Annotated in this window: 21 protein-coding genes; 6 read left to right on the top strand and 15 right to left on the bottom strand. The window is 61.7% G+C overall.

Going from position 1 to position 22612, the window contains the following annotated elements; translation table 11 throughout:
- Positions 1 to 490 precede the first annotated feature (490 nt).
- The 6 genes from E9677_RS24575 to E9677_RS25340 all read right to left on the bottom strand — a co-directional run bounded on the left by E9677_RS24575 (position 491) and on the right by E9677_RS25340 (position 3963).
- Complete coding sequence (locus E9677_RS24575; protein WP_069043052.1) at positions 491 to 649, bottom strand: YqaE/Pmp3 family membrane protein; 159 nt, start codon at positions 647 to 649, stop codon at positions 491 to 493.
- 169 nt (positions 650 to 818) lie between these two features.
- Complete coding sequence (locus E9677_RS24580) at positions 819 to 1538, bottom strand: Bax inhibitor-1/YccA family protein (RefSeq protein WP_136560708.1); 720 nt, start codon at positions 1536 to 1538, stop codon at positions 819 to 821.
- Between the two features lie 20 nt (positions 1539 to 1558).
- Entirely contained in the window at positions 1559 to 2332 is a 774-nt protein-coding gene (locus tag E9677_RS24585; RefSeq protein WP_136560709.1) for an anti-sigma factor family protein, read from the bottom strand.
- Complete coding sequence (locus tag E9677_RS24590; RefSeq protein WP_136560710.1) at positions 2319 to 2864, bottom strand: sigma-70 family RNA polymerase sigma factor; 546 nt, start codon at positions 2862 to 2864, stop codon at positions 2319 to 2321. Before E9677_RS24590 ends, E9677_RS24585 begins: the two co-directional genes overlap by 14 nt.
- 54 nt (positions 2865 to 2918) lie before the next feature.
- A complete protein-coding gene (locus tag E9677_RS24595) occupies positions 2919 to 3557 on the bottom strand; it encodes an exopolysaccharide biosynthesis protein (protein WP_136560711.1) in 639 nt (212 codons plus the stop codon).
- Between the two features lie 238 nt (positions 3558 to 3795).
- Positions 3796 to 3963 (bottom strand): hypothetical protein, encoded by a 168-nt coding sequence (locus E9677_RS25340; protein WP_168801345.1) that lies wholly within the window; start codon positions 3961 to 3963, stop codon positions 3796 to 3798.
- Between the two features lie 135 nt (positions 3964 to 4098).
- Here E9677_RS25340 and E9677_RS24600 point away from each other — a divergent pair, with 135 nt between their 5' ends.
- Positions 4099 to 4278 carry a hypothetical protein gene (locus E9677_RS24600; protein ID WP_136560712.1) on the top strand — a complete coding sequence of 60 codons (180 nt, stop codon included), beginning with the start codon at positions 4099 to 4101 and terminating at the stop codon, positions 4276 to 4278.
- Positions 4279 to 4348: 70 nt separating this feature from the next.
- On the opposite strand, the gene E9677_RS24605 is transcribed toward E9677_RS24600, so the two are convergent.
- Complete coding sequence (locus E9677_RS24605; protein ID WP_136560713.1) at positions 4349 to 5452, bottom strand: DUF475 domain-containing protein; 1104 nt, start codon at positions 5450 to 5452, stop codon at positions 4349 to 4351.
- A gap of 337 nt (positions 5453 to 5789) precedes the next feature.
- Here E9677_RS24605 and E9677_RS24615 point away from each other — a divergent pair, with 337 nt between their 5' ends.
- Entirely contained in the window at positions 5790 to 6227 is a 438-nt protein-coding gene (locus E9677_RS24615; RefSeq protein ID WP_136560714.1) for a DUF1810 domain-containing protein, read from the top strand.
- On the opposite strand, the gene E9677_RS24620 is transcribed toward E9677_RS24615, so the two are convergent.
- From E9677_RS24620 to E9677_RS24640, 5 genes are all read right to left on the bottom strand, one after another.
- On the bottom strand, positions 6224 to 6640 hold the full coding sequence (locus E9677_RS24620; RefSeq protein ID WP_136560715.1) for an OsmC family protein: 417 nt from the start codon (positions 6638 to 6640) through the stop codon (positions 6224 to 6226). The two genes, E9677_RS24615 and E9677_RS24620, sit on opposite strands and share 4 nt — an antisense overlap.
- Positions 6641 to 6698: 58 nt before the next feature.
- Positions 6699 to 7100 (bottom strand): hypothetical protein, encoded by a 402-nt coding sequence (locus E9677_RS24625; protein ID WP_136560716.1) that lies wholly within the window; start codon positions 7098 to 7100, stop codon positions 6699 to 6701.
- Positions 7101 to 7183: 83 nt separating this feature from the next.
- A complete protein-coding gene (gene pbpC, locus E9677_RS24630; RefSeq protein ID WP_136560717.1) occupies positions 7184 to 9271 on the bottom strand; it encodes a penicillin-binding protein 1C in 2088 nt (695 codons plus the stop codon).
- A complete protein-coding gene (locus E9677_RS24635) occupies positions 9271 to 14715 on the bottom strand; it encodes an alpha-2-macroglobulin family protein (RefSeq protein WP_136560718.1) in 5445 nt (1814 codons plus the stop codon). Before E9677_RS24635 ends, pbpC begins: the two co-directional genes overlap by 1 nt.
- A gap of 105 nt (positions 14716 to 14820) precedes the next feature.
- Positions 14821 to 15741, bottom strand: a complete 921-nt coding sequence (locus E9677_RS24640; protein WP_136560719.1) for a LysR family transcriptional regulator — start codon at positions 15739 to 15741, stop codon at positions 14821 to 14823.
- 97 nt (positions 15742 to 15838) lie between these two features.
- Here E9677_RS24640 and E9677_RS24645 point away from each other — a divergent pair, with 97 nt between their 5' ends.
- The gene (locus E9677_RS24645; protein ID WP_136560720.1) at positions 15839 to 17026 is read left to right on the top strand and encodes an acyl-CoA dehydrogenase; all 1188 of its coding nucleotides are present in this window, start codon (positions 15839 to 15841) and stop codon (positions 17024 to 17026) included.
- A 243-nt stretch (positions 17027 to 17269) separates the two neighbouring features.
- Positions 17270 to 18277 carry a PAS domain-containing protein gene (locus tag E9677_RS24650; RefSeq protein ID WP_136560721.1) on the top strand — a complete coding sequence of 336 codons (1008 nt, stop codon included), beginning with the start codon at positions 17270 to 17272 and terminating at the stop codon, positions 18275 to 18277.
- Between the two features lie 9 nt (positions 18278 to 18286).
- Here the strand turns inward: E9677_RS24650 and glgX are convergent, their stop codons facing one another.
- A complete protein-coding gene (gene glgX / locus E9677_RS24655; protein ID WP_205910196.1) occupies positions 18287 to 20365 on the bottom strand; it encodes a glycogen debranching protein GlgX in 2079 nt (692 codons plus the stop codon).
- A gap of 143 nt (positions 20366 to 20508) precedes the next feature.
- On the opposite strand from glgX, the gene E9677_RS24660 reads away from it, so the two are divergent.
- Positions 20509 to 20700: a DUF3008 family protein gene (locus tag E9677_RS24660; protein WP_136560722.1), complete on the top strand. Its 192-nt coding sequence runs from the start codon at positions 20509 to 20511 to the stop codon at positions 20698 to 20700.
- Positions 20697 to 21485, top strand: coding sequence for an SDR family oxidoreductase (locus tag E9677_RS24665; RefSeq protein WP_136560723.1), 789 nt, complete (start codon positions 20697 to 20699; stop codon positions 21483 to 21485). Before E9677_RS24660 ends, E9677_RS24665 begins: the two co-directional genes overlap by 4 nt.
- Before the next feature lie 21 nt (positions 21486 to 21506).
- On the opposite strand, the gene E9677_RS24670 is transcribed toward E9677_RS24665, so the two are convergent.
- Complete coding sequence (locus E9677_RS24670) at positions 21507 to 22016, bottom strand: MgtC/SapB family protein (RefSeq protein WP_408014781.1); 510 nt, start codon at positions 22014 to 22016, stop codon at positions 21507 to 21509.
- 23 nt (positions 22017 to 22039) lie between these two features.
- A complete protein-coding gene (locus E9677_RS24675) occupies positions 22040 to 22417 on the bottom strand; it encodes a hypothetical protein (protein WP_136560724.1) in 378 nt (125 codons plus the stop codon).
- Between the last annotated feature and the right edge of the window lie 195 nt (positions 22418 to 22612).

Raw genomic sequence — 22612 nt, forward strand, 5'->3', positions numbered from 1 at the left:
GGGGAGCAGTGAAAGGATTGCTTGCTGATGCCGCGCGCATGTGGACGTCATTTTCCGATGCGCCGAATCTTTAGAATACCAATCTAGTCGTGATTATTGACCTCGAGCCGATTATGACGAAAATGTGTCTATATCAGCCGAGGCCAATGAGTGGCTTCGTTTCGTCGGAGACTGCCATGTCACATGCGATTGCAAAGCTTTTCGGTGAACCCAGGTCCTCTCGTTTCGCCGAGGTTTGCAGGCAGCGGATGGCCATGGCAGCTGTTGCCTTCTCGATCCTGTTCCTGGCTGTTCTGGTGGTAACACTGTAACAGGGCAGGTCAACGGCTCCGCCACCCGCACTGTGCCGAGGGTCGCGAGCCCTTCATCGATCCGCCACACGTGGCTCTGTTGCTTGAAACCGCGCCAATCTTCAAAGATCTCCCCCTGGAACGGATGAGAGCGGGCATGCATCCCGCTCTGCATAAGATCTTCGGGAGTGGCTCAGGGGTTATTTTCGGATGATGACCCAGATGGCGTGGATTATGCCGGGAATATAGCCGAAGAGCGTCAGCAGGATGTTCAACCAGAAATGCAGGCCGATGCCGACCTGGAGGAAAACGCCGACCGGCGGCAGGAGGATGGCGAGAAGAATGCGTAGGACGTCCATGGGAACTCCGATTGGGTTTGTGTCGCCCCCTACAACGCGGCACGGGCTGGATCGTTCGATCACGATAAAGCCATAGCCAAGAAAGTTCTGCTGCCGCTCGAACAGAAAAGTGCCCGGGCTTGCGACCCGGGCACTTCTTGCTTCGTCGTTCTCCCGACGCGTTTTTATCTTATTCTTCGCGCTGGCCGGTCAGGCTCAGCAGCAGCTGGAACAGGTTGACGAAGTTGAGGTAGAGCGACAGCGCGCCGAAGACGGCGAGCTTCTGCTGGCTCTCCTGGTCGACATTCTCGGCATACTGTTCCTTGATGTTCTGGGTGTCCCAGGCGGTCAGGCCGACGAAGACGACGACGCCGATGACCGAGATCGCGAACTGCAGGGCGCTGGAGCCCAAGAAGATGTTGACAATCGAGGCGATGATCACGCCGATCAGGCCCATCACCAGGAACGAGCCGAACTTCGACAGGTCACGCTTGGTCGTGTAGCCGTAGAGGCTCATCGTACCGAACATGGTCGCGGTGATGAAGAAGGTGCGGGCAATCGAGGTTCCGGTGAAGACCAGGAAGACCGACGACAGCGACAGACCCATCACGGCCGCAAAAGCCCAGAAGGCCATCTGCGCGGTGGCGGCCGACATCGCATGGATGCGGAACGAAAAGAAGAAGACGAAGGCGAGCGGAGCCAGCATCACGACCCACTTCAGCGGGGTCGAGAAGATCGGCACATAAAGTGCCGGCGTTTGGCTGACCACGAAAGCGACGATGCCGGTGATCACCAGCCCGAGGCCCATGTAGTTGTAGACGCGCAGCATGTGCTTGCGCAGGCCTTCGTCGAAGAGTGCCGCGGACTGGGCCTGAGCGCCGTAGCCGAAGCGGTTCTGGATGGGGTCCATAGTCAGTTACCTCCTTGGGATCAGTAAAGGGTACGGGCAAGCTTACGGGCCTGTTCGGCCAGCTTGTCCACGTTTTCGGTCTCGGAGATCAGCGCGTAGGCAACGTCGCCGATCTGCCAATAGGCTGCGTTGGTCTGGCCTTCCTGCTTCAGCAGCACCTGCTGCACGGCAAAATTGCCAGGCCTTACGGCAAAGAGTGACAGCCTCTCGCCGGATTGGGGCTCAACCTCGAGCTCGACGCTCGGACCATAGGTCGAGGGAAAGATCTGTGCGTCCCGCACGGACCATTCGGCCGGCATGCTGGGAAGCACGATGGCCGTCGCAGACCGGATCTCCGCCGGGTCGAACCGGCTCGTCTCGGCCTGCGATTTCATCTGTTCGCGCAGCTCCGCCGTTTGATGGGCGCGCATTGCCTCTTCGACAAATTGCGGCGGCGGCACCGAGGCCACCACTTCGCCGATGCTGCCCGGAGCGATCCAGCCATGAGCGATCCAGCCGGCACCGACAAGCAAAACGACTGCGGCGGCGCGCCGCATGATGTCGACGGTGCGTGGGCGGTTCACGGCGTTTTCAAGGGCCCGTGCGGCTTCACGTGTGCCCTGGCGCATCGCCACCGGCATGCCTGCCAATGCCAGGCGCAATTCGTCGCGGACACGAAGATCGGCCATGACCTTGGCGGCAATGGACGGGTTTTCAGACAGATAGGCTTCGACCTCGATGCGACGACCGACATCGAGCTGGTCATCGACATAGGCGTGCAAGTCGGCCTCGATCACGGGGTCATGGCTGGTCATCGGGGTTTCCTCCAACGATTCTGAGGTGGGGAACGGGGATTGCGTCTTCGCCGCCTTCCATGGCCCGAAGCCGGGCACGGGCGCGTGAGATGCGGGACATCAGCGTTCCCACGGGTATGTTCAGGACATCGGCGGCCTCCTGATAGGAAAGCTCCTCAATGGCCACGAGATGCAGTGCCTCGCGCTGCTCTTCCGGCAGGGCCAGAAAGGCGTCACGCACCTCGGCGAGCCGCACGGAATGTTCCTGAGCGGCGGGCGCGACGAGGTCGGCGAGTTCGATTGCCGCATCATTGCGCCGGTTGGCTGCAACGTCCCGGCGCAGTCGATCGATATGGGTGTTGTGCAATATCGACATAAGCCAATTGCGGATGCTGCCGCCACTCTTGAAGGTCGACTTACGCTCCAGCGCCCGCACAAGTGCGTCATGGACGAGGTCTTCTGCTTCGTCCGGATTTCTGACAAGCGAACGGGCGTAGCGCCGCAGGGCTGCGAGTTGGCCAATCACGTTGAACGGGTTCGTACTCGTCGTCATGCCTCAGTATACGGAACAGGAGCCAATCCTATTCCATTGAAGCTCAAATTTTTTTCAGGGGCCAATTGCCCAGCCCAGACCCATGGCTGCGGCATAGACCAGGCCACCTGAGGCGGTCAAAGCAATGACGCCCATGGCGACGCCGAGGATGGCGACCAGGCCGTCGCGCTCCATGAGGCCGAGAGCGATCATCACCAGCGCCGCGACGGGCAGAAAATTGCCGAAGGGGATGGGCAGAGCCACCGCAACAGCGAGAAGGAGGACGGGCACACCCAGAAAAGCCTGGGCCCGAGGCCCAGCGAGATGGCGCATGCAGTTCTTGCGCAAGAGTGTTTCCACGCGGGCGACGAGAGGCGCCGTGTAGCGTACCATCACATCGATGACGCCGCTGGACACCTGGCGGTGACCGAGAAACTGCGGCAGCCAGACGCGGCGGAAGCCTGCGATGATCGGCAGGGAGACGATGGCGAGGCAACTGCCGAAGACGAAACCGAAGGGGCCGGGGATCGGGGTAAGCGCGGGTAGGGAGAGGATCAGGATCGCAAATGCGATGCTACTGCGACCCATGGCCGACATCAGTTCATCAAGGCTGACGGAACCTGCTGCCGCGGCATGGGCCTGCAGGTGTGCCAGGCGTCTGGATGCCACGCCGGCCTCTGCAGAGAGACTGCCTTGCGGTGCTGCGCTGTTCATCGACGGATATCTCCAATCACCGCCGAGATATGGGAGAGCTTTTCTACGGCGCAAGTCTGAGTACCGTTTTTCAGTCTGGCTTCCCTGGCCCGTGGCTATCCGACTTGCCAGTATTCCGATGGGCACGATATTGCCGTCGCTCATGTCCGAGAAGATCAATCGCGTTCGCGTGTGAACCCGTTGCGGCTGTGCTTCTCTGCCGAACCCGGTGTCGGCTTTCTGTTCATTGTGCTCTTGCTCAATCGATCCGGCGCTTGGGGTCGAGGTCGGCTCCCTGTTCGGTCCGTTCGTCCTCGAGGGTCTCCGAACCGTCGCGATCTCCGATTTGCCCTTCGATCGCCTGCCGGTCGCCCTCGAGGTGATTCTGCTTCAGCCGATAGTGCTCCTCAGTCTCGTCGGTGGTCATTGCTGGGCTCCTTTCTCCTGTCATGGGTACCGAACGTCATCAGCTTTCCGACTGTTCCCGAAAAACTCGTAGGGTGGGCCCGGAACATTGAAGGTTCGACGCATGTTTCTCCTGTCCCAGGAACGGAGATAGTCCATGACCGAAGAGATCGAGAAGCCGCACAAGCGACAGTCGGACGACGAGAAGTCGACGGCTGAGAACATGCCGGCCGCCGGCCCGCATGACAAACCTGAGCTTCAGGATCCCATGAAGACGCCGGGAACGGGATCACTGCCGAAGGTCGGTTCCCGTGGTACGGACGTAGGCCCGGACTGAGCCGACAACTATCGCTACGAAAAAGGCCGGCGTCTCCGCCGGCCTTTTGAATTGTCTCGTTCGCACCCGATCAGATATTCTCTGCGAGCGTCTCGTGGGAGAGGCGTTCTTCCTCGGCCCGCTCCTCGCGATTGTACTTGATCGAGGACCAGAGCGAGATGCCGATGAGAGCTGCACCGCCGAGACCGGTGATCACTTCCGGGATATGGAAGAGCGTTTGGACATACATGATCACCGAGAGGATCAGGATGGCGTAGAAGGCGCCGTGTTCCAGATAACGGTATTCGGCCAGAGTGCCCTTTTCGACCAGCATGATGGTCATGGAGCGCACATACATGGCGCCGATGCCGAGGCCGATCGCGATGATGAAGAGGTTCTGCGTCAGCGCGAAGGCGCCGATGACACCATCGAAGGAGAAGCTGGCGTCCAGCACTTCCAGATAGATGAAGGCGCCGAGACCGCCTTTCGCGGCTTCGCTCATCGTCTTCTGCGAGGCGTCTAGCAGGCCCCCCAGCACTTCGACGGCCAGGAAGGTCACGAGGCCGTAGATCGCGGAATAGACGAAGGTCGTCGCTTCCTCACCTTCGAGAAGGTTGGAGAAGAGCAAGATGAGAAGCAGGACGAGCGCAATCTCGATGCCCTTGATGGAGGCCGAGCGCGCCATGTGCTTCTCAAGCCAGCCGATCCAGTGCACGTCCTTCTCGTGATTGAAGAAGTAGGTGAGGCCGACCATCATCAAGAAGGTGCCGCCGAAGGCCGCGATCGGAAGATGCGCGTCGTTCATGATGCGGGCGTATTCTGCCGGCTCGCGCGCTGCCAGGATGATCGCTTCGATCGGCCCGATCTGGGCGGCGATCACGACGATCAGCAGCGGGAAGACGATACGCATGCCGAAGACGGCGATGATGATACCCCAGGTCAGGAAGCGATGCTGCCAGACCGGTGTCATGTCCTTGAGCTTGTTGGCGTTGACGATCGCGTTGTCAAAGGACAGCGAGATCTCGAGGACCGCCAGAACCGCGCAGATGAAGAAGACGGTCGCCATGCCGCCGATCGTGCCGGTCGATTGCCAACCGAGGACGCCGCCCAGGATGAGGCCGATGGCCGTGACGATGAAGGCCCAGCGAAAATAACCGAGAGTGGAGCTTGCACCCGTTGCAGCTGACGTGTTCACGAGCGGACCTCCAATCGGGAGGAGGTTACAAGAGTAGAGATGCGAAGCGCCCTGCACGCCTTCGCATGAAGCATGATCCAAGTGTTCATTGTTCTAGAATCCGCCGGCTCAAATTGCTGGCGGTACCGACATCACGAGAGCGCCGTAAACTCTCGCCAGAGGGGCCCGGCACCAGGTTTGGACGCGGTGATGCTGAAATCACGGCGCCTCACATTCTTGTTAACGAACATTGCTCAAAGGTCAAGATTTAACGCGGGTTGGGCGGCACAGTTGATCGTATGGGACATAGCCGATGTATCCCCTCGAGTGACGCCATCATGAGACAGGAGGGCTTATTTTGTCTGTCTATCCGGATTTCGATTTCGGGCGTTTCCTCGATGCGCAGAGGCATAGCTATGCGCAAGCGCTCCAGGAGTTGCGGAATGGGAGAAAACGCAGTCACTGGATGTGGTTCATGTTTCCGCAGCTCGAAGGCCTTGGTCATTCCGCAACAGCGCGGCACTTTGCGCTCCGCTCGGCAGATGAAGCACGTGCCTATCTCGCGCATCCGAGGCTTGGCGAGAGATTCCGGGTCGCGACGGAGGCTGCTCTCGCCCATGCGGACTGCAGTCTTGCTGAAATCTTCGGCCATCCCGACGATCTGAAGTTTCGGTCGTCCATGACCTTGTTTGCAGCGGTGGTTCCCGGCGAAGATGGCGCGCTGTTTCGTCGGGCACTGGATGTCTTCTGCGACGGTGCGCCCGACAGAGTCACCTTGCGGCTGCTCGGCCATTAAGCGGTCGCAACGCGCACTGTTGGGCGGACCGCCAGGCTGTTGCTGACAGTGCAGATCTCTTCGGCCCGGTGTGCGATCGCCATACGCTGATCATGGTCCAGAGTTCCGACGACTGTCATCACCACGGTAAACCCGACGAAGCGAGGGGGTTCGTCTACGGCCTTCTCGCCGCTCACTGTGGCGGTCACCCGCTCAACCATGTCATGCAGCCCCATCTCACGGGCCGCGATCCGTGCGCTCATGCTCATGCAGGCCGCGAGCGATGCGAGGAGGAGATCCAGAGGGTTGAAACCGGGCTGTGAAGAGCCGGTAACGATATCAAGTTGGCCGCCCGTCGCCGAACGAATTGCCGGATAGCCCGCGCGGCCCAATGTCGCCGTCGCACCGATCGGCCGGCTTTTCAGATCTGCCATCGACGTTCCCATTCTGCTCAGAAAGCAAGATAGGGACAGCCTGCTTTCGCGACAAGCTTCAGATGCTGCTGCCGATTCGGGCCGTGCCGGTCTGGCCGTTGTCACGGATCCATTTGAGGCGCTTGTCGCCGGTGCGGATCAGTTCGAAGCACATGGGTGCGCCCTTGTACCAACTGGTGAACTGCTGACAGAGTTTGTCACCTGCAATCCACCAGCGACCCTTGTCATTCGGTTTGGCGAAGCGTCCAAGGCCGAGCGCCTCACCGGAGCCATCCACCTGTCCATTTGAGCGGTAGTTCAGGGGGAACTCGCCGCCGAGAGGGACGGCAAGATAGATGCGTTTGCCGATGATCTCACCCTTGATGTCGCTGGCTGTGAAGCGCTCGTTGGCCATGGTGGGTGAGGCCATGAAGCCGAGCGTCAGGAGCATGATAAATCCGGCGCGCAAGCTGCTGGTCATAACGAAGATCTCCCGTTTGAAGACATGTACGGAATTCTACGGCGAGCATGTCGGTTTGGATCACGGTGAGATCGGCGGCACCGTCAGTTGCGGATGAAGACGTTGACTGTGGCCGCCCTGCCTTCGGCGTCGATGACCGTCAGCGTCGATTGCCCGGAGCCCTCCGGGTGCCACTCGCCGGTTCGTCGGCGGGTGCTGTCGCTCATCGGCTTGCCGTCGACCAGCCAGCGGAAGGGCGCGCGACCCGCCTGCATCTTCATGACGACAGGCAGGGGCTCACCATCCGGTCCCTTGCCGAGCTCCAGAACCGAGCCTTCGAGTGGATAGATGATTTGCGGCGGGCGCTCGCGTGCCGAGACGGAGATGAGGCCGTTTGGATCGACGGAGAAGCGGCGCAGGGATTGGGGCAGATCGGAGGCGGCTATGCGGTTGGCGCCTGATGGCGCACGGGGCAGGGCCGTTCCGGCAAGGCCGGATTTGACGAAGGCCTCGAACAGGATCGGTGCTGCCGTCTTGTAGCCGGTAATTCCCGGGACTGCGCCATTGTCGGGACGACCGATCCAGACGCCCAGCACGTAGCGACCGTCATAGCCGACCGACCAGGCGTCACGATAGCCGTAGCTGGTGCCGGTCTTGTAGGCGATGCCGGCGGGCGGGCTTCCCGTTGGCGGTAGGACGTTGCCGAGAACGTCCGCGACCGTCCAAGCCGCCCCGGGTTCGAAGAGGGGCTGTTCGTCGATCAGTTCGGCCTTGTCGCGGATGCCGTCTCCGAGCCGGACCGGCTGCTCCCGGTTGGCGAGCCCTGCATAGAGCTGAACGAGATCCTTCAGCGTGATGCCCGCACCGCCAAGCGCAATCGCCAGACCCGGGGCCTCGTTCGGTGGGAGCTTCAGCGTCACACCGGCGCGGCGCAGGCGCACCATCAGGCGCGAGGGGCCGACGGCGTCGAGAAGGCGCACGGCGGGCACGTTCAGCGACAGCTGCAGGGCCTGGCGAATACTGACATCCCCCTGATACTGCATGTCGAAGTTCTTCGGGCGGTAGCCGAAGAAGTCGGCCGGGCGATCCTCGACGATGGTCTCCTGGGCGACCAGCCCCTGCTCGAAGGCGAGGCCATAGATGAAGGGTTTCAGCGCCGAGCCGGGCGAGCGCTCGGCACGTGTCATGTCGATCCAGCCGGAGCGGGAGGCATCGAAGTAATCCGCCGCCCCGACTTCGGCGACGATTTCTCCGGTGGTGGCATCGGCCATCAGCATAGCGAGCGAGACCTTGGGATCAAGCTTGCGGCCGGCTTCGAGCGCTACCTTTTCAAGCTTCTCCTGAACCGGACGTAGAATGGTGGTCTGGTGGAGCTTGACGTCGGGCGCCTTGCGTCGGGCGGCTTCTGCCAGATGTGGCGCAAGGGCCGGCAATTGACGGCGTATTTTAGGCAGTGAAGCGTTCAGCGCTAGCTCGACTTCCGTTTCGTCGACGACCTCGGCCTCTCGGGCCCGATCCAGAACCCGTTTGCGCGCTTCGAACGCGTTGTCGCGATAGCGGTCCGGTCGGCGCTTTTCCGGCAACTGGGGAAGGGCGACCAAGAGGGCGGCTTCAGCGGTCGAGAGCCGCCGGGGCTCCTTGCCGAACCAAGCGAGGCTTGCAGCCCGCACGCCTTCCAGATTGCCACCATAGGGGGCGTGGGTGAGATAAAGATTCAGGATTTCCGTCTTCGACAGGCGCCTCTCGATCTGGATGGCACGGGCGATCTGGATGAGCTTTGCCGTCAGCGAGCGTTCCCGGCGCGGCTCGATCAGGCGGGCGACCTGCATCGAGAGCGTCGAAGCGCCCGAGACGATGCGGCCGTTGGCGGCGAGCTGCCAGGCAGCTCGCCCCAATGCCAGAAGGTCCACGCCGGAATGGCTCTCATAGCGGCGATCCTCGTAGGCGACGAGCATGCGCAACAAGGATGGATCGACATCATTGACCGTAGTTTCGAGCCGCCAGAGACCTTCGCGGGTCGCGAAGGCGCGCAAGAGCTGGCCGTGTCGATCGAGGATTTCGGTCGACACTTCCCGGGCTTCTTCCAGCGGGGGAGGATAGTTTCTGTCTGCCCAGTTCAGTCCAGCAAGCGAGGCGGTGGCCGCGATGGCAACCGCCCCCAAGCTGATCCCGATGCGCCTCGCGCGACCCATCAGGGTGCGGTCGAGACCGTCATCGCACCAGCTGCCGTGCGCGCCGACAGCTGCGGGCGATACATGTCTTCGACGCTCGCTGCGGGTAAGTCATAGGTCCCGGGCGTCACGGCGCGGACGACATAGGCCAGCGTGATCGTGCCGTTCTCGCCTTCGCCGCGATTGACGGCGGCGACGAAACGGTCGCTGCGGAATTCGAGATGCGCGGTCTCGGTCTGACCGATCCATTCGAAGTTCGCCAAGGCTGCGCTGTCGACCAGGCTCGGATTGTCGATCTCAAAGCCGGCCGGCAAGAGATCGCTCACGAGAAGCTGGGCCGGCCAGTCGTCCCCTTCAGTCACTTCCAGCACCGCGACGTAGCGCTCGTTCTGGATCACCTCGGTGATGTTCGCTTCTTCACCGGTCAGGCTGTAGTAAGTCTTGGTGATCTCGAAGCCTTCGCCTCCTGCCGCTGGCGGCAGAACCGGAGCAGCGACGGTCGTGATCGCAGCGCTCACAGGATCGAGACTGGTGTTGGTCAGCGTCAGCGGTGCCTGCAGGAGCGCGTCACCCGGGATCGTGGCGGCATAGGCGCCCGTCTTTTCTGCGCCATTGACCTCCAGTGTCAGCCCCTTGTCGTCCTGCTGGAGAGCACGGGCGGCGAGCAGCATCCAGGTCTGTTCCTGCGTGCTGAGTGTTTGCTTGGCCTTCCATTCGTCTGCCACGACCTTTGCCAGGATCGGGACGACAGGAGGAACGGGACGGCTTTCGGCCGCAAGGGCCAGAACACCGGCGGCATCGCGAAGCGCCGAGCCATAGTCGGAGCGGGAGAAGCTGACCGGCGTCAGGCGAGCCTGTTCGCTCATGCCGGCTGCATCGAGGAAGACGCCGTTGGCCCGCTCGCTGTCGCCATAGAGCGACAGGGCTGCCGCCAGATGCGCCTTGGACAAGGGCGTCGGGAAGTCACCCAGCATCGTATCGGCGTAGTAGCGCAGGTCGCTGAGCGAGGCCTTGCGGCTGCGGGCAAGCACATAGAGCGCATAGGCGATCTCGTTGCCACGCGTGCGGATGTCGTTGTCGTAGGCGATGCGGTTCTGCAGGTTCTGCAGCGCCTGGACCAGGGCTTCTTCCGGCACGTCGAACTTCTGCTCGCGAGCGCGGGTCAGGAAGTCGGTGACATAGGCGTCGAGCCAGAGGCTTTCGGACCCGGGTGCCCAGAGACCGAAGGAACCGCTCGACGACTGGTAGGCCAGCACCCGCAGGATGCCATCCTGGACACGCTTGTTGATCGCCTCGTCTTCCGGCAGGCCGGAGAGCTTGGCCAGTTCATCGAAATAGAGAAGCGGCAGCGCGCGGCTGGTCGTCTGCTCGGCGCAGCCATAGGGGTAGCGGTCGAGCGCCATCAACAGGCTTGGAATGTCGAGGCCATCGGCGCGGGCGACATTGAGGCTGACCGAGGCACCCTGCAGCAGGCTGTCGGCGAGCAGGTCGCCGTCGACGGTCAGGCTCTTGCCCGGTGCGAGCGCAATGACCTGACGCTCGGTGATCGGCAGTGTGGCCGGACGTACTGGAAGGTCAAGGGACTGACTGACGGCGATGCCATCGCCACCAGACAGGGCAATGTCGATTGCACCATCGCCGGGTGTGTTGGCCATCAGGGGAAGCGTTACGGTCGTTGTTTCGCCTGATATCAGTTCGACCTGTTGGCTGTCCGCACCTCCAACGCTGACGGGACCGTTGCCGGTGACGGCGAGCGTGTAGGTGCCTGATGGAGCGTCTGTCGCCGCGATATCGAGGCGCAGGCTGGTCTCGTCAGCAGGTGCGAGGAATTTCGGCAGACTTGCGGTGACGACGACCGGATCGCGGATGATCACATCCGTCTCGCTATGGCCCACGCCGGTCTTCGACCAGGCCCAGGCCATGACGCGGGCCGTGCCGTTGAACTGCGGAATGTCGAAGGAGATTGTTGCCTTGCCCTCCGCATCGAGCTTCACCGGACCGGAGAAGAAGGCCACGAGCTTTTCGCGCGGCGGGTTGCCCTGCAGAGCAACCTGGCCGCCGTCACCGCCCGTGCGCAGGCGTCCAGTGGCCCCCAGCGAGCCGTCGATCAGGCGTCCGTAGAGGTCGCGCAGTTCGAGGCCGAGGCGGCGCTGGCCGAAGTAATAGCTTTCCGGATCGGGCGTTTCATAGCGGGTGAGGTTGAGGATGCCGACATCGACGGCGGCCACCATCAAATAGGCTTCTTCGCCGATGCCGGCGCCGGTCACTTCGATGGGAATGTCGAGGGGCTGGCGGGGCAGGGTCTTTTCCGGCGGCGAAAGCGTGATGGCGAGTTTGTCGGCACCCGGATCGACTGCGAGCCAGGCGATGCCGATCGCGCGCGCCGGCATGCGGCTTTCCTCGGCGTCACCCGGACGGAAGAGGGTTGCGGTCACATAGGCGCCGGCGCCGAATTCTGATGTCACAGGGATATCGATTTCCGCGCCTGTGGCCGGGACTTCGGCAACCTGGGTGGAAATCAGAGCATCCGTGCCGGAGGTCACGATCACCTGGCCGGCGAAGCGCGGCGAGATCTTGAGCTTTGCGGTGTCGCCGATCTGGTAGGAGGGCTTGTCGAGGCCGATCTCCAGTGCATCCGGCGTCTCGGTGGAACTTGCCGACACGAACCAGCCGGCATCGAAATCCACGCTGGTGACCGTATCGCCTTGTTCGACCTCCAGACGATGGCTGCCCCAGTTGACGGGCACCGAAAGCGCGGTGCCGTCGGCTGCGATGTCGGTCGTGCCGTCGGCCACGAGCTTGGTCGTGGTGATCGGTTCATAGCGCCAGGACGAGCCGTCGCGGTACCACTGGTAGTTCCGCTCCAGCTTGATCAGCTTCCAGCGTGCGGCCGGCAGCGCCTGACGCTGGCCATCGGGGCCGAGGGCGATCAGGTTGAAGGCGGCATTGGTGTTTTCGGCGAGATCACCCTCGAATTCCGGCTTGATGCCGATCATCGGCCCCTCTGGCGTGACCGGCAGGGTCAGTTTGCGCTCGACGGCGCGGCCACCGCCTTCGCGCAGGCGCAGCACCACGTCGGCGTTGAGAAGGCGCGTCGTGGAAGGCAGGTCAGTGAGGGAGACGTCGATGTTGGCAAGACCCTCATCATCCAGTGCGTCAAGGCCTTCGAGTGGTAGGCGCATGTCCTCGATGCCTTCTTCGTCCGCAAGGCCGAAGCTGTAGCGGTTGAAGTCCGGATGGCTGGTTGTCGGGCGGATCACGACTTCGCCTTCGAGCGTCAGGCCGGCTGCCGGCGCGCCATAGAGGTAACGGCCATCTGCGGAGACCGTCACTGGCTCCTCAGGCGAGATCGTCTCGGCGTCGCTTGAGAGTTTCAGGTCGAGACGATCGGGTACGAAGTCGTCGACCAGAAAGGTCGACTGGGCGATGGCCGGCTTCTTCGGATCGGTGTGGATAGCGACCGTCCATGTGCCGCGCATGGCATTGGCAAGGATCGGCAGATCAACGACATAGCCACCGAGCGTTTCGCTTGTGACGGCCATGCGGCGGAACTCGACCCCGTCGGGCCGCGAGAAGAGGAATGTCAGCGGCAGGCCGGAGATGGCATCGGCATTGGTGTCACGGGCCAGCGCTGCGGCGTGCACGGTTTCGCCGGGGCGGTAGATGCCGCGCTCGGTCCAGGCGAGGATATCGACAGGGCCCGGTGCCGGGCGACCGACCACTCCGCGGTCGGAAAGGTCAAAGCCGGCGCGGGTCATGTCAAGGAAGACGTTGTCGTCGGCACCACTGCGAGCCGTGATCACGGCCGGCGCCAGGGCTGCGCCGCCGCGGACGAGACCGGCGTCGAAGCGGGCGCGGCCTTCGGCATCGGTCGTGGCGGTTGCCAGGATCTCGTTGTTCTTGGCGATCAGCTGCAGTTCGATGTTCGCGAGCGGCGCGGCGGTTGCCAGTGAGCGGGCGAAGACGTGCAGGCCGTCGGTGCCGGCAAAGGTCGAGAGGCCGATATCGGAGATGACGAACCATTGCGTCGCGCGGCTGTCCCAGTTCTCGGTGACGGATGTTGGGGAGACGGCCGTCAGCACATAGATGCCGGGTTTGCGGGTGGGCAGCGCGTCCTCAAGCGGAATGCTGGTGACGACTTCCTTGTTCTGCTCGTTGGTGATGTCGACCGAACCCTGCCAGACGAGTTCGCCGATCTCGTCCTTGACGCGCCCGGCGGTGTAGCCGTCCATCTGGGTGAGGAACTGCGAGGCGGCTAGCAGCGGGGCGATATTGCGGTCGCCGATCCGGTAGAGTTCGAGATTGGCGCTTTCGCTGTTGATCGAGACAAGCGGAATGCCCTGGCGCGCGGAGGATGGGAGAACGAAGGCGTCGCCGGTGAAGCGCACGGTGGCGCTGCGGTCGCGGACGTAAAGCTCAAGTTCGACCGGGGCATCCAGGTTCTCGTCGACCGAGGAGGGCAAGCCGGCGCGCAGCGCCAGGCGATAGCGGCCGCCATGCTCAAGGCCTTCCACGCAGATCTGGTTGTTCTTCGCTTCGAGCGCCTTCGGCGTCTTGCCGTCGAGGGTGACGAAGGAGGTGTAGTCGACGCCGCGCTTGACCAGCGGCTCGGAGAATTCGACGCAGGCACGCGGTGAGGCGCTGTCGGAATCGACGGTGTTGTTGACGACGCGGAAGCCCTGGCGGGAACGCAGGTCTTCGAAGGCGGCCTGGACTTCAGCATTGGATGCGAGTTCGAGGCTTGCCTTGTAGGCGCTGAGCGCCGGGCGCCAGTTCTCGCTGTTCTCGAGCGACTTTGCCAGGGTTGCCAAGGCGTCGGCACGTGTTGCGGCGCCACGGGTCAGCAGATAGCCGTTGATGGAGGCCATCGCGCCTTCGTTGGCCATGGAATAATTGCCGGTCACGGTGTTTGCCATGCGGGCCAGCTCTAGCCAGAGCGCCTGATCCTCAGAATCGATCGAGAGTGCGCCCTTCATGGATGCGAGCGCAAAATCGATGTTACCGCTGGTGAAGCCGGCGCGGGCGGAGTCGATCAGCGCATCTCGGCCCCAGCCTTCCTGTTCGGGCGCGATTGCGAGACGGTCCCTCTGGTTGCGGGCCTCCGACTTCAGATACTCCGAAACAAAGGTGAGTGCCGGAGGGGCGCCGATGTCGGGCTCTGCCGTCTGCACAACGATGCGGCCTGCAATCGCCCCAGGAAAGCTGTTCAGCTGGTCATAATCGGACTTGAGAAAACACCAGTTGACCTTCGGATTGTAGGTGAAGGCCCGGCAGGACGCGTCGCCGATGCAGCTTGCCTCGCATTCGTCGATGGAGACGTTCTTTTCCGTCCTCAGATCGAAGCCGAAATAGTCAGCGTCATCGATGCGCTCGATGGTGCGGATGTCCTGGGCCATGGCGGGTTGAGACAGTGGAACGATAGCCAGCGCGAATGTGAGTAACGCCGAAAAACGGTTCTTGAACATGGTCCCCTCCGAGCCTGATCATGGGCTTCGCAGGTTAGTCTTTGCTCATGACGGAGGCTTGTCAATCGGCACGGGACACAGCCCGCAATGCATTTTGGGTGCTTCTCAACCCTTCATCGGCCGCTGGTCGCTGAAGGTGCGGGCCTGCTCGATGAGCCAGCCAGCAAAGGCGCTCGCCGGGCCGTAGGCCATCTTCGACAAGGGGCGCACGAGGTAGTAGGCACTTGCACTTTTCACCTGGTGATCCCAGGCCCGGACGAGTTGTCCCGTGGCCAGTTCCGGTTCGATCAGGAAGGTCGGGACGAGCGCAATTCCAAGGCCCGCATGGCAGGCCTGCACGACGTTGGAGAATTGTTCGAAGCGCATTCCGCCGCCGCGCCCTTCACTGATTCCAAGGCTCGAGAACCACTGCTCCCAGGCGCGGGGCCGGGACGCCATGTCGAAAAGGGGCTTGGACAGGAGGTCCTCCGGTCGCTTCACCGGATTGGCGGCGAGGAAAGCGGGGTTGCAAACGGGTACGACCATTTCATGCATCAGGAATTGGCAATCCGTGCCTGGCCAATTCGGCTCACCTATATGGATGGCCGCGTCCAGGCCCGATCCCTCGAATTCGAACTGGCCTATGCGTGTGGCGAAGTCCATGATGATCGCCGGGTTCTTCGCCAGGAAGTCCGGCATGCGCGGCATTAGCCAGCGGGTGCCGAAGGTGGGCAAGATGGCGAGGCGAAGATGTGTGTCGTCGCGTGTCGCCATGGCTTCGAGCGACAGTGTGCGGATCGTGGCCAGCGCGTCGCCGATACCCTTGGCGTAGGTGCGGCCGATGGGCGTGAGTTCGACGCCACGGTTCGTGCGCTCGAAGAGCCTGACGCCCAGCTGGTCCTCCAGAAGCCCGATCTGGCGGCTGATGGCGCCCTGTGTGAGCGCCAGTTCATTGGCCGCGGCGGAAAAGCTGCCGAGCTTGGCGACGGAATCGAAGGCGGCAAGCGCGCTGGTCGAGGGCAGGAAACGACGTTGGTGTGTGAGCATGCGATATGAATAGACCTAATAGCAACATGAGTAAACATGGCTTGAATTCTGCTCAGTCATGAGCAATCTGGGATAACGAAACAAATGGATGAGACCGATGAGCGAGATGCAGCCCTTTTCCTGGAGTGATCCTTTCCTGATGTCCGAGGTCCTGAACGAGGACGAACGGATGATCCAGGATGCAGCAGCAGCCTTCGCTCAGGCCGAGCTCGCGCCGCGGGTCTCAGACGCCTATCTCGGTGAAACCGTCGAGCCGGAGCTTTTCCGCCTGATGGGGCAGGCCGGACTTCTCGGTGTCACGCTGCCGGAGAAATATGGTGCGGCCGGTGCCAATTATGTGTCCTACGGCCTCGTCGCGCGTGAGATCGAGCGCATCGACTCTGGCTATCGCTCGATGATGAGCGTTCAGTCGTCGCTGGTCATCTATCCGATCTACGCCTACGGCTCGGAAGAGCAGAAGGACAAGTATCTGCCGGGCCTCGTATCAGGCGAACTCATCGGCTGCTTTGGCCTGACCGAACCGGATGCAGGCTCGGATCCGGGCGGCATGAAGACACGCGCCGAGAAGATCGAGGGCGGTTATCGCCTGCGCGGCGCCAAGATGTGGATCTCCAATTCCCCGATCGCCGATGTCTTCGTCGTCTGGGCGAAGTCCGAGGCGCATGGCGGCGAGATCCGCGGCTTCATTCTTGAAAAGGGCATGAAGGGCCTCTCGGCGCCGAAGATCGGCGGCAAGCTCTCGCTGCGCGCGTCCGTCACCGGCGAAATCGTCATGGATGGCGTCGAAGTTGGCGAAGATGCGCTTCTGCCCAACGTGTCAGGTCTCAAAGGGCCGTTCGGCTGCCTTAACCGCGCTCGCTATGGCATCTCCTGGGGTGTTCTTGGTGCGGCCGAAGATTGCTGGCACCGTGCCCGTCAGTATGGCCTCGACCGCAAGCAGTTCGGCAAACCGCTCGCCGGCACGCAGCTCTTTCAGAAGAAGCTCGCCGACATGCAGACGGAAATTGCGCTCGGTCTGCTCGGCTCGCTGCGCGTCGGTCGGCTGATGGACGAACACCAGTTCGCGCCGGAGATGATCTCGATCGTCAAGCGCAACAATTGCGGCAAGGCGCTCGACATCGCCCGCATGGCTCGCGACATGCACGGCGGCAACGGCATCCAGATCGAATACCACGTGATGCGCCACGCGCAGAACCTGGAAACCGTCAACACCTACGAAGGCACGCATGACGTACATGCGCTGATCCTGGGCCGCGCCCAGACAGGCATTCAGGCCTTCTTCTGAGTTCTGCTCTCGCAAAGAACGTTCCGGCGCCCGAGCACACCAATTGTTCGGCGTCGGGATGTCGCATTCTTGCGACAATTTCGAAGCCACTCCTTACCAGCATAAACATTCATATACTTGTGGGCTCGTAGAAACGCGTGCAGAAGCCCGGTAATTTGCTTTATGCTGATGTAAGGCGATTCCTGCTCTATAGAGCGGGATGCGGGTGCAGGGCACTCCCAGCCAATTGTGGAGGAGGTGTCCATGTATGCTCTGACAGTTCTCGACGCTGCTGCGCTGACGGCGTTTCGCAGTGAACATCCCTGGCTCGAATTTCCGGAAACTGTCTCAGAAGTCTCTGTCTATTTCGATGATAATGGTGGGCCAACGCGTCTGACGGCGCTCAGAGCCGGCGACAACGGTCAAGCCGTGTCTGCCGACGTGAACAGTTTCGGTGTCGAGACGATCCTCAGCCTCATTCGTTATGCGCCGCAGGGAGTAGCCCAGAACGAGGAGTGTCCACAGGAGCGCAATATCTGGGCCTTGCTCGAGGCACTGCCCGTTGCCGATGGTTCTCGCCCCCTCCAAGAAGTGGAAGCCGAACGGTCCGAGAAGTTGCAGCAGGCCTATGCGCTCTTGCACGCAATAGCGCTTGGCAAGTTGCAGACGCTGCTCGACGAGGCTCGCAGCCCCAAGGAAACCCAACGTCTGTCGAGCGCCATCGTGGCGCTGCCAGCGCTGCTGGAAGGCGTCAATGACACGCACAAACCGCAGTTCCTGGAAGTGGATCTCTGGCGGTTCGTCGCTGTTCTCCGGGACGAATTGGCCATGCCGGCCGACTACGAGATTTCTGCGGCGAACGAGGACAAGCTGATCTCTCGAGAGGTCATCGAGCAGGCGGAAGCGACCGCCCTTTCAGGGCCCGTGATCCAGGCTCTCTTCGAGCTCTCTCCGGTCGCCTTCTCGATCTCCAGTATCGGACAGAAAAGCTCCCGTTATGTCCGCGTGAATCAGGCCTATCTCGATCTGGTCGGGAAGAGCTGGGACGAGATCCGTGGCAGCGAAATGGTCGCGTCTGGCGTTGTTTCCGGCAGCGAGGCGCGAACCGAGCGCCTCATGCTCCTCGACCGGGACGGAGGATATACCGGCATGCGCGGCGAGGTCCGCGATGCGTTCGGAGCTGTCGTGTCGGTGGTCATCTCCGCCCGGCGTATCTCCGTCGCCGGGCAGCTCTATGATTTCGAGGTTCTCCAGAGGGCCTCGCAGGATTGAGCGGCAGGTTCAGACCCGCCGGAAGAGCGCTAGGGATCGCGCTTGAAGGCCGAAAGTGTGGCCTTCCTCGGCGACATCGCCTCTTCGTTCTGTGTCGAAGGTGGTCAGCTCAAGCTGCCAGCTTCCGCCGCCGGTGTCGGGCAAGGCAAAATCGATGTCTTCTGCGATCGGGTTGAACAGGAGCAGGATTTCAGGCCAGACGCCATCCTCTCCCTCCAGGTCGCGACGCTGCAGCTTCAGGGCGAGGGGATTGCCGTCCAGCCAGTGCTCGGCTTCCTGGTGGCCACCATCGACATTGTACCAATCGATGTTCATGCCGTCGCGCCAGTTCGCGCGACGCAGCAGCGGTTGCGCCTTGCGCAATGCAATGAGGCGCTGGCTGAATTCCCTGAGATCCTCGCAGCCCTGCGGCAGGTCTCCCCAATGCAACCAGCTGATCTCGCTGTCCTGGCAATAGCCGTTGTTGTTGCCCATCTGCGAGCGGCCGAATTCGTCGCCGGCGAGCAGCATCGGCGTGCCATGCGAGAAGAAGAGCGTTGCCAGGAAGTTGCGCTTCTGACGTTCGCGGATCGCGTTGATCCCCTCGTCCTCGGTTGGTCCCTCATGGCCGTAGTTGTGGCTGCGATTGTGGTCGTGGCCGTCCCTGTTGTCTTCGCCATTGGCCTCGTTGTGCTTCTGGTCGTAGGAAACGAGGTCGTTGAGGGTGAAGCCGTCATGGGCAGTGATGAAATTGACGCTTGCCCAGGGGCGGCGGCCACGCAGGTCGTAGATGTCGCCCGAGCCGAGCAGCCGTGCGGCAAAATCCTGCGACGTGTTGTCGGCGTTCAACCAATATTCGCGGGTGGAATCACGATATTTGTCGTTCCATTCGGCCCAGCCGGGTGGGAAACCGCCTACCTGGTAGCCACCCGGTCCGATGTCCCAGGGCTCGCCGATCAACTTGACCTTGGAAAGGATTGGATCCTGCGTGACGGCATCGAAGAAGCCGCCGCGCTGATCGAACCCTTCGGGTTCGCGGCCCAGAATCGTCCCGAGATCGAAGCGGAAGCCGTCGACATGCATTTCCTCGGCCCAGTAGCGTAGGCTGTCCATCACCATCTGCAAGACGCGCGGATGAGAGGTGTTGACGGTGTTCCCCGTGCCCGTGTCGTTGATGTAGTAGCGATGATTGTCGGGCATCGTCCGGTAGTAGGAGAAATTGTCGATGCCCTTGAAGGACAGGGTCGGGCCGAGTTCATTGCCTTCGGCCGTGTGGTTGTAGACGACGTCGAGAATGACCTCGATACCGGCGTCGTGGAAAGCGCGCACCATGTCGCGGAAGCCGGCGAGACCCTTGGGACCATAGTAGCGGCTGGCGGGCGAGAAGAAGCCGATTGTGTTGTAGCCCCAGAAATTGTTCAGGCCCTTGTCCATGAGATGGCTGTCATCTGGGAAGGCATGCACCGGCAGCAGTTCGATCGACGTGATGCCCAGGCTCTTTACGTAGTCGACAGCGACCTTGTGGCCCAGCCCTTCGAATGTGCCACGAAGCTCCTCGGGGATGGCCGGGTTCAGCTTGGTGAAGCCCTTGACATGCGTTTCGTAGACGATCGTCTCGGCCCAGGGGATACGGTTGAAGCCGTTGTAGAGCCGGCTCTCGGCGGAATCCACGACACGGCACTTCGGCGAGCAAGGCGCGCTGTCCAGATCGTTGAAGGACAGATCCTTTTCCTCGGCGTCGAGATCGTAGCCGAAATGCGCCTTCGACCAGGTGAAATCGCCGACGAGATCACGCGCGTAAGGGTCCATGAGCAGTTTGTTCGGGTTGAAGCGATGGCCGCTTTCGGGGTCGTAAGGGCCGTGTACTCGATAACCATAGAGCTGGCCCGGTTTCACGCCCGGTAGATAGCCGTGCCAGACTTCATTTGTGTATTCCGGCAGCTCGATCCGTTCGATTTCAACGCTGCCATTCTCGTCGAACAGGCAGAGTTCAACGCGTTCGGCATGGGCAGAGAAGAGTGCAAAATTGGTGCCGTCGCCATCGAAGCACGCTCCGAGTTGGTGCCACTCGCCGGGCATGACGGTGAAATGCGTGCTCTTGGCGTCCATTTGATCCTCGAATGTGTGGCGTTGCGCAGCTTAATTCGCCAGCGCGTGGCTTTGTTCCCGGCGCTAGCCTGCGGGAACCTTCGAGGACGCTGACGGGTTTCTCGGTCATGCCACCTTGCGGGGGGTCATCCGAGGAGCTCTTCATGCCAGCCAAATCAAAAGCTCAACAGAAAGCTGCGGGTGCAGCACTATCCGTCAAGCGCGGCGATACCAAGAAATCCGAACTGAAAGGGGCATCCCGCAGCATGGAGAAAAGCATGAGCGAGAAGGAATTGGAGGATCTCGCCTCCACTCAGCGCAAGGGTAAGCCCGAGCATGCCGAGGATCGCTCATGAGCCTCGCGGAGTTTGAAGAGAATACAGCTCTGGTGACCGGCGCCGGTTCCGGAATTGGAAAGGCCGCCGCCCTGCGCCTGGCTAGGGGCGGCGCATTCGTCGGCCTGCTTGGTAGGACGGAAGATGAACTGCAAGAGACGTTGGTGGAGATCCGGGCGGTCGGTGGAGACGGAAAGGTGCTTGTGGCTGATGTCAGCAACGCGGACGCGATGTCAGAGGCTGTCCGGCTCCTGCTGGAGGCACGAAAGGGTCTGCATATCGTTGTCGTCAATGCGGGCATCAATGGAACATGGGCGCCGATCGACGATTTGAAGCCGGAGGAATTCGACAGCACTGTCGCCGTCAATCTCAGGGGAACCTATCTGACGCTGCACCACACCGTACCCCATATGAAAAGGGGCGGTGGTTCCATCATCGTCGTCTCATCGATCAACGGCACGCGGACTTTCACAACGCCCGGCGCAACGGCATACTCCGCGACGAAGGCGGCTCAACTCGCGATGGTCCAACAGCTCGCTCTCGAACTCGGCCGCTACGGCATCCGGATCAATGCTGTATGCCCTGGCGCGATCGATACGGAAATCGATGATAATACCCGGACGCGGAAGAAGCGTCAGGCCGAAGTGCCGGTCGTGTTTCCGGAAGGCGATATTCCGCTGACAGGGGGAGAGGCCGGCACTGCTGCCGAAGTGGCCGATGTCATTGCCTTCCTTGCATCCGGTGCTTCCCGCCACGTGACGGGAACGCCGATCTGGGTGGATGGAGGCCAGAGCCTTCTGCGGTGATTTCGACCTTGCGTTCCGTGGTCAATCCGGATCGCGGGGTGGCAGGGGCAGATGATTTTCGAGCCGATGAATGAGCCAGAGGACGCTGACCGCGAAGAGTGTCGCAATCAGGCCGATCTGCCAGAAGCCCAGCCCACAGGCGAGGCCGATCGAGCCGGCAAACCATAGGCCGGCGCCGGTGGTCAGCCCTTTCACCTCACCCTTGTTGAAAACGATCATCCCCGCGGCGAGGAAGGCTACGCCAGCCGTGACCGCCTCAATGAGGCGGATCGGGTCGAGGCGGATCGCATCCCGGGAAAACGCTGAATGATGCGTGATTTCGATCGTCAGTATGGCGACGATCGCTGCTGAAAGGCAGACGAGAATATGGGTACGCAAACCCGCCGCGTGCGAACGCCATTCCCGCTCGAAGCCAATGGCAGCACCGCATGCAAGGGCAATCAGCAGCCGGATGATGATGGCTGAGAGCGCCATGCTGGTGGGCGTGCCAAAACTCGTGAGTTCTGATGGCATGTTGCGATTGATGGGCACCGTTTGGTGCCCATCTCCTATAATCAATGTTTGTTTTCGGACACGCCGGCGGTCGAGGTGTGCGTTGCGGATACCGGATCGCTCGCCGGGAAGGTGTCCTCCAAGCCCTCCTCCAGTTCGCTATCGCCACGACCGCGTTCACCCTGCTCCTGGCGCAGGCTTTCGACAGCATCGCTGGGCTCGGATGTTGCGTCCTCACCGCCCTCTTCCGCAAGACCGAACCGGCTGGCCTGGAGCAATACGACCTGGGCTTTGACCAGGGCATTCTCTCGGCTCAAGCCACCATTCTCCGACTTGGCGAGGCGGACGGAAACACGCTCTCCGCCATCGCCGAGAAACTCGACGAGAAAGCCCTCATTCGCGCCCTGGGCTTCACTGATTTCGGTGCCGATGATCTGCATGACTTGTCTCCCGATTTGAGTTGCCGGAGAAACGTCGGGAATGTCGGGTTGTTCCACCGGTGCAGAGTGGGCGCGCGTTTCTCGAAGCATGCGGTTTGCAGTGATGGAGCGCGTTGTTCCACTTAAGGCATTGTTTACCATATAATTTGGCATTTTACGAAAATCTGAACAAAGCGCGATGAGCGGCGTTGTGAT

It is taken from the genome of Peteryoungia rhizophila (assembly GCF_004912145.1).
GTDB lineage: Bacteria > Pseudomonadota > Alphaproteobacteria > Rhizobiales > Rhizobiaceae > Allorhizobium > Allorhizobium rhizophilum.

Coding starts and splice junctions, on each gene's coding strand:
- E9677_RS24645 (WP_136560720.1), top strand. CDS start 15,839: ATGAGCGAGATGCAGCCCTTTTCCTGGAGTGATCCTTTCCTGATGTCC.
- E9677_RS24590 (WP_136560710.1), bottom strand. CDS start 2,864: ATGACGACGAGTACGAACCCGTTCAACGTGATTGGCCAACTCGCAGCC.
- E9677_RS24640 (WP_136560719.1), bottom strand. CDS start 15,741: ATGCTCACACACCAACGTCGTTTCCTGCCCTCGACCAGCGCGCTTGCC.
- E9677_RS24585 (WP_136560709.1), bottom strand. CDS start 2,332: ATGACCAGCCATGACCCCGTGATCGAGGCCGACTTGCACGCCTATGTC.
- E9677_RS24650 (WP_136560721.1), top strand. CDS start 17,270: ATGTATGCTCTGACAGTTCTCGACGCTGCTGCGCTGACGGCGTTTCGC.
- E9677_RS24625 (WP_136560716.1), bottom strand. CDS start 7,100: ATGACCAGCAGCTTGCGCGCCGGATTTATCATGCTCCTGACGCTCGGC.
- E9677_RS24620 (WP_136560715.1), bottom strand. CDS start 6,640: ATGGCAGATCTGAAAAGCCGGCCGATCGGTGCGACGGCGACATTGGGC.
- E9677_RS25340 (WP_168801345.1), bottom strand. CDS start 3,963: ATGACCACCGACGAGACTGAGGAGCACTATCGGCTGAAGCAGAATCAC.
- E9677_RS24675 (WP_136560724.1), bottom strand. CDS start 22,417: ATGCAGATCATCGGCACCGAAATCAGTGAAGCCCAGGGCGCGAATGAG.
- E9677_RS24575 (WP_069043052.1), bottom strand. CDS start 649: ATGGACGTCCTACGCATTCTTCTCGCCATCCTCCTGCCGCCGGTCGGC.
- E9677_RS24665 (WP_136560723.1), top strand. CDS start 20,697: ATGAGCCTCGCGGAGTTTGAAGAGAATACAGCTCTGGTGACCGGCGCC.
- E9677_RS24635 (WP_136560718.1), bottom strand. CDS start 14,715: ATGTTCAAGAACCGTTTTTCGGCGTTACTCACATTCGCGCTGGCTATC.
- E9677_RS24595 (WP_136560711.1), bottom strand. CDS start 3,557: ATGAACAGCGCAGCACCGCAAGGCAGTCTCTCTGCAGAGGCCGGCGTG.
- E9677_RS24660 (WP_136560722.1), top strand. CDS start 20,509: ATGCCAGCCAAATCAAAAGCTCAACAGAAAGCTGCGGGTGCAGCACTA.
- E9677_RS24580 (WP_136560708.1), bottom strand. CDS start 1,538: ATGGACCCCATCCAGAACCGCTTCGGCTACGGCGCTCAGGCCCAGTCC.
- glgX (WP_205910196.1), bottom strand. CDS start 20,365: ATGGACGCCAAGAGCACGCATTTCACCGTCATGCCCGGCGAGTGGCAC.
- E9677_RS24600 (WP_136560712.1), top strand. CDS start 4,099: ATGACCGAAGAGATCGAGAAGCCGCACAAGCGACAGTCGGACGACGAG.
- pbpC (WP_136560717.1), bottom strand. CDS start 9,271: ATGGGTCGCGCGAGGCGCATCGGGATCAGCTTGGGGGCGGTTGCCATC.